This window comes from Photobacterium rosenbergii, assembly GCF_033022775.1.
Lineage (GTDB): Bacteria > Pseudomonadota > Gammaproteobacteria > Enterobacterales > Vibrionaceae > Photobacterium > Photobacterium rosenbergii_A.
This window is the reverse complement of record NZ_JAWJZI010000030.1, coordinates 23140-32117: the sequence shown is the minus strand read 5'-3', so window position 1 is coordinate 32117 and position 8978 is coordinate 23140. Positions and strand designations below refer to the sequence as shown.

The following is an 8978-nucleotide window of genomic DNA, read 5'->3' as shown; positions in this document are numbered from 1 at the left end:
CTATGGCTATCGTGATACTGCATACTTCTTTCTGAAAATTCGGTCAGTCTTCCCCGGAGATCCGAGATGAACCTTTTCTTTTGCCGCTAAAAATTAGCGGCATTTTATTGAAAATACTAACTCTCTGTTTTTAAACGGCTGTTTAATGTTATCCACAAAAACAGTGGGTAACTTCAACTGGAGGGGGGGCGATGATTGAAATGCCAGCAGCATGGCTCCGATGTACCAGCCTCCTCGTGTGGAGGCTGGTTGCCTGGAGGAGTGCTTACTGCACCGTTGCTATGCGGCTGGTGCGATCGCCAGATACGGTGCGGACCTGAACGCCAGCGGTCACGGCTGGTGGGGCCTGCTGGTCAACAACAAGCCAGCTGTTGCCGTTATCTGTTGAATACTCAACCGTAAGACCTGGGAATGGGGAGTTCACTTTCAGTAGACCCGCTTCGATGATGGCTCCCGGAACAGGAAGGTTAAACGCAATGCCTGCTGCTTCCATTTTCGGGAATACTTTTTGTGCAACTAAGTTAGCGAAATGGTTGTAGTCTGCCTTTCTTGCCTTCTCGTCAACAACCACGTTCGCGAGATCATCAGCTTCCCATGGCGCTCGGTGCCAGGCACGCTCGGCCATCCCTAGCAGCCTTGGGAATACCATACCTTCGAATTGTTCCTCGGTACGTACGGTTTCCGCCCATAGTGAGCCTTGCAAACCAATCACTTTTTCTGGGCGCTCAAGTGATTTTACGCCTGCAGCCTCAATCACTTGATCTTTAGTAATAGGGGCGCCTGCACGAGTGAAGTCAGCGTTGGCGTACAGATCGTCCGGCATAAAGCCGAAAGTCTTGCGGGTATCGGTATATCGAGGTGCCCAGTAGTATCCACGCTCGTTCGGATCAGGTTCGTATGGGTGATCGAAATACATGTGGGTTGCTTGGTTGTAAACTACATCATAGCCATTATTTGCCAGATTATAGGCTCGGTCGGCGACACCCCATTCCCAAATATTCTGCCATGCGTTACCGGATACCTTGGTATTGGCTAGTTGGGCTCGAGGGTATACCTTGCCTTCATTCATCAGGCCGTCTTCCCAGCCACCAAGGTTGAGGCCGTAGTTGGCTGTGATCGTGGAAATACGCTCTACAAAATAACGGCTGAGATCGGTGACACTGTTGATCCCGTCGGTATTGTTGGCAATGAAGTCTTGGCAGATCGGGGAGTCTTTCCAAGCTCCGGCAATTTCGTCACCACCAAAGTGGAATTTCTTGAGCGGTTGAATACCTTGGTGAAGAGAAACTAAATTGGCTACGACGGTATCGACAAAGCGGTAGGTCGAGTCCATACAGACATTCATGGCGTTGTCCTTGAACATCTGGACTGAGAGGTATTCCGACTGATCATCAAGATCAGTCAGTAGATATTGCTCGGCCCCTGCTATGTCACCTTGCGCCATGAGCTTGGTATAGCGAGCTTCCATTGCTTTGATCGCCGCATGGGCATGGCCAGGCATATCAAGCTCAGGGATCACCTCGATATTTAGAGCATTGGCATAGCGAAGGATATCTTTATAGTCTTGTGCCGTATAATAGCCGTTGGATTCTGTCGTTCCGTCAGGACCCGCTCCCAAGAAAGGCAAAATACATTGTGTTCCTGTCAGATCATGACAGCGATTGGCACCGACTTCGGTTAATTCTGGTAGATCGGCAATCTCAATTCGCCAGCCTTCATCATCCGCAAGACGGAGGTGAAGTTTGTTGAGCTTGAATGTTGCCATCTGGTCAAGAAGTTGCATCACTGACTCTTTGCTGCGGAAGTTTCGGCTGGAATCGACCGAAAGCCCGCGGTAAGCAAACCGCGGCGCATCGACAACCTTGGCTGCCGGGATAGCTTGGCCATCTTTCAGCTGAAGCAAGGTTTGGGCAGCATAGAATGCACCAGCCTTATCGACCGCTTTGATGTTGATCTTTTCTGCAGCAGCATTAACGTCGAGCTGGTAGGCTTCGGCCCACTTGTTTTTGCCATCAATGGTGATCTGCCCCCAGCCAACATGGATGACTTTTTGTGTTTGTGGTGACCATGCTGCGGTTGATAACCCAAGCTGTTTGGCAAGGTACTCGGCTTGCTCTTCATAGCCATTATCGAAAACCACGACCCAAGAGTTGTCGAGGCTGACCTGATCCGTGCCGACGTTTATTGAAGCCGGTGTGGGGATCACGCCGCGAATATTGTCTATCACACTGAAATCGGCATTACGCGCGAAGCGGTCTTGCGCGGTAAACGGATCATAATAATCGGTGATCAAATTACTGCCGTAACGCTTCCACTTTTCCGGTGAATCAAAGTCGGCGACGAACGGCAGCTCTTCGCTTGGTTTGACCGGGATTCTACCGTTGATTTTATTGCTGGTGCTGGTGATCAGCGCTGTGACTTCCTCGCCAGCGTTTTCTGATACCAGGTACCAGTTAGGCATCACATCGGTTTTAGCAACCTGCCAGTCTCCAGCATCAAACTCGAAATGGAAGGTATCGCCGGGCTTTAATGGAGTGAACTGCGCCGTAGGTTCCAGCTTGAAGATATCCCCATTCACATGGGTGACTTTTAGGGCTGGGGTGGAAAGCGTTTTCATCATCCGGATATGACTGAAGTAGATAGCCCATCCCGAAGCTGGCAACTCTTTTGCACTGGTGTTGGTAAACGAAATTTCCCCGCGGAACGTGCGCCAGTCATCCTGGGTGTTGTCCAAGACGCCGTAGGTGATATCGAGCCCGTTGCCCAACTGGCTTACGTCAGCGGCTGTCATTGCATAAGCCGGTGAGCAAAGTGCGGTAGCAAGTGCTATTGATAAGAGTGATTTTCGTATCATGTATTTCCCTCATTGTTTTGTGTTGATTATTTTGATTAAAAAAAAGACTAAAAAACAACCAAGCATAATAGGAGTAAAAATACCCACCCATTCAATGTTATTTTTATTTATATTAACTGAGTCGAAAGTGACTGTGTCATTTATTAATGGTAGTTATTTTTTTTGCGAGATGGAACACATTATTTATGACGATTGAATATTTAGATTGTGCCCAGTGTTAATGGTGATTTTTTGGAATGTTAAGATGAGATTATTTTAATAGATTCGATTGCTGAATACCTCTTCTTGAGTGATTTTTTCGTGTTTGTTGTTCTGATCTTATTAAAAATTATTGGTAGCTGTTGCGTTAACTTGTGGTTGGTGGAGCTATATTATTAGTGGCGTTATTATTTAACTTATTTTTATTGTTTCTGTGATGAATAGTTGTTTTTTTATTTTAAAATTAACTTTTTGTGATTGAACTTGTGAAGTGTGTCGAAGTAATAGTTTGGCTAGATAAGGAGTGCTTTAACAAATAATAATGAGATTGATATGATGAACTTACGCTATGAAAGTCTTAACTTAGTTAATTAATGATAGGTTTCTTATACAGTGAAAACATTGAATTTTATGACTGCTCCTCAAGCGTTGAATAAGATCTATCGCTATCATGATATTATTACTTCAGAGCATAACTTGATAAAGAATTATTCATAAGGGGCAGATTTTTTTGATATTGATTCCATTCAAAGATCAGCAAAAAAACTCGGCATTTTGGCAAAATATCAGAAAAAAACATTGCTAGAGATTGGTCAGCTATGCTCTCCGTTTATGATCAGCATTAAGAATGGTCAATGGTCAATGGTCAATGGTCAATGGTCAATGGTCAATGGTCAATGGTCAATGGTCAATGGTCAATGGTCAATGGTCAATGGTCAATGGTCAATGGTCAATGGTCAATGGTCAATGGTCAATGGTCAATGGTCAATGGTCAATGGTCAATGGTCAATCGTGGAACAGTTTGCCTGTCGTAATTGCGGGAAAAGCCGATGGGCTTGAAGTGTTGTTTCCGCAAGGCCGCTCGGAGATGGTAGCCAATACCTACCGTGGAAATGAGCTGCAAGACGAATTCAATAAAAAAGTGGCCCAGCAGGTGTTTTCAGTACTACAACGGGCCGTAGGTTCGAGTGAACCATTGCCGAGAGTGCTTGAAATTGGTGCCGATACCTGTGCGACGACACGAGCGGTGATCAAAGAGATGGAACGTTCAAACAGTATAGCTGAGCTCTGTATTAGTGATATCTCTCTTACTCTGGTAAAAGACGCCGAAAAACAATTTGCTGCGCAATATCCTTTTACCTCATTTGAGGTGTTGGATATTGAAAATTCAGATGATGAAACAATAACCGGCAACGGCACATTTGATGTCATCTATGCTTCCAATGTACTGCATGCCACTTCATCAATCCGTCCTGTTATCAATAATATTGTTAAGTTGTTGCGGCCTGGTGGTGTGCTGATAATTGGGAACAATTATTAATAGAGTTCGGGTTTGAATCGGTATCCTTTTTTTATCCACCCTATGAAAAAGGACAGTACTGTAGTCAGGCGGTTATATCGACTTGTATGGTTAACAATCGCTGATTTTTTTGAGTGCCTTTATTTTTTATATTTACATTCAGAGGAGTTAGAAATGACAGAGCGATGGAGCCAATTGCCGGTACTTATGGAATCATATTTCGAAAATTCATCGAGTGTTGTTTTATCCCAAATTGAGAATGCGATTAAACTAGAGCTTTCTCACCGAGAAGTCGTTGCTGATGTATTAGTTTACGCCAACGATGGTGTGGTGACAGTAATTCTATTTTTGACTTCAATGGATATAAATGTAGAAAGAGAAATTTACGCGGGCTGGATGAAACATTCCCCCGCCCTTCAAGACAAGATAGCTATCCAAATGGTGAACCTTATTGACGATGCCATATGCAAAGGTGATGCCATTAGCACACCTGAATGCTCACCCAAAACGGTAGCAGAAGCATTTTTGCGCACAGCTGAAAACTTCCCCGAAAAAACGCTGACGTTTCATGAAGCGAATGGTGATGTGAAAAATATTACCTATCGCCAGCTGCATCAAGATGCAACGAAAGTGTCAATGCATTTAGTTAACAGAGAAGAAAGTAGTGCAAAAACTGTGGTGCTGGTGGCGGGTGAGCTGTCTGTTTACATAACAGCATTCTGGGGATGTGTACTGGCCGGGCGGTCGTCGCTGACAGTGATGCTGGCACCAGATTATCATGGGGATGATATCCATCAAAATAAACTGGGCCAGGCCATTTCGGTCTTAGAGCCAGAATTTGTGCTCTGCTGCGACGAAGGTGCCAAGAGGATTGGTGAGGCGGTCGAGATCCTTGCTAGTGCAGAGTTACTGAATGTCAGCGAGCAGCTTCGTTTCACCACTCAGCACATATTGGCGCCAGCCCCCATCGAAGCGGTTTGTCCTTTGTTTTACCAGCTTACGTCAGGAAGTACAGGGGAAGCCAAGGTTATCCCCATCACCGAAACGGCAGTATTGGATCAGATTTACGCAGTGAACCAGTTTTGTGGATATCACAGCAACCATGTATCTCTGAATTGGCTGCCTTTTGATCATGTAATCGCTTTGTTGGCGGCACATATCCACGATGTATACCTTGGTCGACAGCAAGTCCATCTAGCAACGCCATTGGTACTGGCCGATCCTCTGTATTGGCTACGGCAACTGGAACACTATCGAGTTAGTCACTGCTTTGCTCCCAACTTCGCTTTCCAGTTGGTGCTGGAGCATTTAGCCTGTACTCCGGAGCATGGCGTATCTGATCTATCTCAACTTGAACAAATCGTCAGTGGCGGAGAGGCGGTGTCAGGGAAAACGGTTACACGATTTATTCGGCAGTTTGAATCGACAGGTCTTCGTCCGAATGTGATCCAACCTTCATACGGTATGGCTGAGGCTGCCGCAGGGGTGACTTTTGAGCGTGCTTGGTCGCCAGAAGAGAGTGTCATGGAGTTGCAAGCTAGTGACAGCGGCGGAGAGCTACGGACGCATGTCACTTCGTTGGGGCGTATCCTTCCTGGGTTGTTGATGCGAGTTGTTGGGCAGAATCAGCAACTGCTCAAGGAGCGTGAAATTGGGGAAATTCAGTTGCTGGGTCGGAAGATGTGCCATGAAGGCAACGGTTGGTTCGGAACCGGGGATCTTGGTTTTATAGATCGCCAAAGACTGTTTGTTACCGGCAGGCTCAAGGATGTGATTATTGTCATTGGTGCTAATTTTTGCAGTCACCAGTTGGAGTCAGTGGTAGCCAGTGTCGAAGGGGTTCGCTGCGGCCATGTTGCTGTTGTCGGCGACCGACGTCAGTCTGAGGAGTCTGTTGCGGTTTTCTACGTGCCTGATGACGAGGAACATGTTGAACATGATGACAGTTATTACCTTTCCCAGATCGCGGCCATTAAAGGGACACTGGCCAAAGCAACTGGCTTGGCAGCTTCGGCGGTACTGCCGCTAACCGAGCAGCAATTTCCTCGGACAAGCATCGGGAAGATTAAGCGAGTTGCACTGCAGGAATCATTACAAGCTGATGATTATACGGCTAGGCTCAAGGCGATTGACGGGCAGTTATCGGACCGAATGGCTAGCGGGAGACGGCCTGCTCGGGCCTCTGAGCTCGCCATGCGGCTGCGCAATATCTGGGCGTCGGTCCTCAATATCGATGATCTTGACGAGAGCGCGAACTTTTTTGAACTTGCCGGTAATTCCGTCTTGTCGGCGCAGTTGATTGGGCAGATCAACCGTCAATTCGACCTGAACCTTGATGTTATTGCACTGTTTGAGGCACCTAGCTTGGAGTTGATGCAAGAGCTGGTGTCCGGGGGGCTGAGTGTCGAGCAGGACAAGGATACAAGCAGCAATACCAGTAGTTCAAAGGTGGCCTCAGTGGTAGCTGGCCGGGAAACGATGCGCAATGATATTGCCATTATCGGGATGGCTGGTGTTTTCCCCGGCAGTGTTGACCCATTGGAAGAAATTGGGGCGCTGGCAGCAGAGTTTGGTGTGCATTTCCATGCGGATGCAGCATGGGGCGGCGCCTATACCTTATCCTGTAACCACCTGGAACTGGTGAAAGGGATTGAGATGGCGGATACGGTAACCATCTGCGCTCACAAACAGCTGTATATACCGATGGGAACCAGCTTGTGTATTTTCAAATCTCCAGGCTTTGCCTCGCACTCAGAGAACAATACGGCTTACCAGTGCAAAAAAGTCAGTTATGATCTCGGCCGCTATACCATAGAGGGTTCGAGGCCTGCCTCCATATTGATGCTACATGCTCTTCTAAATCTATGGGGGGATGCAGGGATGGGGCATGTTTTTGATACAACACTCTCCCTTACTCAGAATTTCAATGGGAAAATAAAATCGTCAGAGAATTTTTTACTGGCTCAGGAGCCGGCGTTGAATATTGTCGTTTATCGCTATATTCCGGTGGCACTGCGAGAAAAAGTATTGACGAAGGAGAAACTCACGTATGCTGAAATTGAGTTAATCAATGAAATCAATAAGAAAGTTCAGAGCCAGCAATTTATAAACGGTGATAGTTTTGTTTCCTCAACCACACTGGTTAATGGCGAAGAAGAGGTAGTCGTTTTAGGGCTGTATTTTGTAATCCGCTTACACGGGGAAACGATCTTGATGCGTTGTTAGCGGACCAAGCAAAAATCGCGAGGGACATAGAAATCGCATAACGATTGAAGGATTAAAAAATAGGCTAGGTAGCAATATGAACAATATATCGAGACGAACCGTACTGAAAGCAACTGCCATCGCCGGAGCTGGCGCAACCGGTGCGATTGTATTGGGGGGCAACCCCAAAACTAACCAGGAGCAGCTGGATACTTTATTCAATGATGCCCTTACCGAGCTGCCCGCGGCCAGTATCGGTGCGGCCATTATTAAGGGTGGAGAGCTGGTGTGGTCAAGAGGTTACGGCTACCAGGATATCGAAACCCGGACCCAGATGAATGCTGACAGCATCTGGCAGACGATAGGGTCCGTATCTAAATTGGTGGCATGGACCGCTCTGATGCAGCTGGTCGAAAAGCAGCGGATTGAACTGCATGGTGATATCAGCCGATACTGCGGGGTGCAAATTCGAAATCCCCACCACCCGGATACGGCCATTACACCCTATCATTTGTTGACCCATTCCTCTTCGTTTTCAAGCCGCAAGCTGATGTCTGCTCCGGACACGATGGCGGATTTGTTTTGCAAGTCCTATACCACGAACTTAAAGCAATGGGTGCAGGAAAATGTTCTGGAAGCCGGAGTAAGCTATTCTCCTGAGTTAGTATTTGATAACTACCGACCCGGTGATTTTGACAATATTAAAAATGACCCTTTGGGGGTCTTGTCAGGATATTCCAGTATAAATTCTGTGATGGCCGCTTATTTGGTTGAATGCGTGTCAGGAATCTCTTTCGAACAATACTGCGAAGAGGAAATATTTGGTCGGATTGGAATGGATAATACGGCATGGTCAAAAGAAACCCTTGATAAATCCTTGCTAATTACGCCCTATGAGGCCACAAAGAGTCAGCGTGCACCAATCATGGCCGTTTATACCAAAGCAATGCAGGAGAAAGGTTACTTGAGTACAGGAGAAGTCAAATCAGTTGATGGAAGGGGATATTTATCTGTTCAAAGTTGCGATTACTTTTCCCCTTTTTATCCTTCGGCGCTATTGGGGACGACAGTTAATTCGTTTGCCAAGTTCCTCGCGGCTTTCTTGAATACCGGAAAGGATAACCATAACCAGTTGTTGAAACCTGAAACTGTCAACCAGATATTTACCCTTCAGCGCAAAGACAGTGTGACAGGGAGTGGAATTGGCCTCGGTTGGTTCCAGTGTTCGGATAGGGGACCATCGGTTTGGGGGCATGATGGAGGTGGGCCTGGTATTTTGGCAACGGTTGAAATTGATAAGGATAAAGGTGATGGTTTTATTTTATTTGTAAACAACTTTTTTGTTAATTACAAAAAAGTCTTACGGTTAACAGGGGAGATTCGTAAGTTAATAGAACACATAGATAGATGAGTGTTTTTATC

Annotated in this window: 4 protein-coding genes; 3 read left to right on the top strand and 1 reads right to left on the bottom strand. The window is 46.4% G+C overall.

Translation table 11 applies throughout. From position 1 onward, the window contains the following. Positions 1 to 265: 265 nt before the first annotated feature. Positions 266 to 2854 carry a family 20 glycosylhydrolase gene (locus R2X38_RS25800; protein WP_317525222.1) on the bottom strand — a complete coding sequence of 863 codons (2589 nt, stop codon included), beginning with the start codon at positions 2852 to 2854 and terminating at the stop codon, positions 266 to 268. Between the two features lie 826 nt (positions 2855 to 3680). On the opposite strand from R2X38_RS25800, the gene R2X38_RS25795 reads away from it, so the two are divergent. The 3 genes from R2X38_RS25795 to R2X38_RS25785 all read left to right on the top strand — a co-directional run bounded on the left by R2X38_RS25795 (position 3681) and on the right by R2X38_RS25785 (position 8967). Continuing rightward, the gene (locus R2X38_RS25795) at positions 3681 to 4373 is read left to right on the top strand and encodes a class I SAM-dependent methyltransferase (protein WP_317525221.1); all 693 of its coding nucleotides are present in this window, start codon (positions 3681 to 3683) and stop codon (positions 4371 to 4373) included. 153 nt (positions 4374 to 4526) lie between these two features. Further along, positions 4527 to 7577, top strand: a complete 3051-nt coding sequence (locus tag R2X38_RS25790) for an AMP-binding protein (protein WP_317525220.1) — start codon at positions 4527 to 4529, stop codon at positions 7575 to 7577. A gap of 76 nt (positions 7578 to 7653) precedes the next feature. Further along, positions 7654 to 8967 (top strand): serine hydrolase domain-containing protein, encoded by a 1314-nt coding sequence (locus R2X38_RS25785; protein ID WP_317525219.1) that lies wholly within the window; start codon positions 7654 to 7656, stop codon positions 8965 to 8967. Positions 8968 to 8978: the final 11 nt, after the last annotated feature.

Excerpts from the sequence above, each read along its gene's own strand:
- R2X38_RS25800 (WP_317525222.1), bottom strand. The coding sequence starts at position 2,854 with ATGATACGAAAATCACTCTTATCAATAGCACTTGCTACCGCACTTTGC.
- R2X38_RS25795 (WP_317525221.1), top strand. The coding sequence starts at position 3,681 with ATGGTCAATGGTCAATGGTCAATGGTCAATGGTCAATGGTCAATGGTC.
- R2X38_RS25790 (WP_317525220.1), top strand. The coding sequence starts at position 4,527 with ATGACAGAGCGATGGAGCCAATTGCCGGTACTTATGGAATCATATTTC.
- R2X38_RS25785 (WP_317525219.1), top strand. The coding sequence starts at position 7,654 with ATGAACAATATATCGAGACGAACCGTACTGAAAGCAACTGCCATCGCC.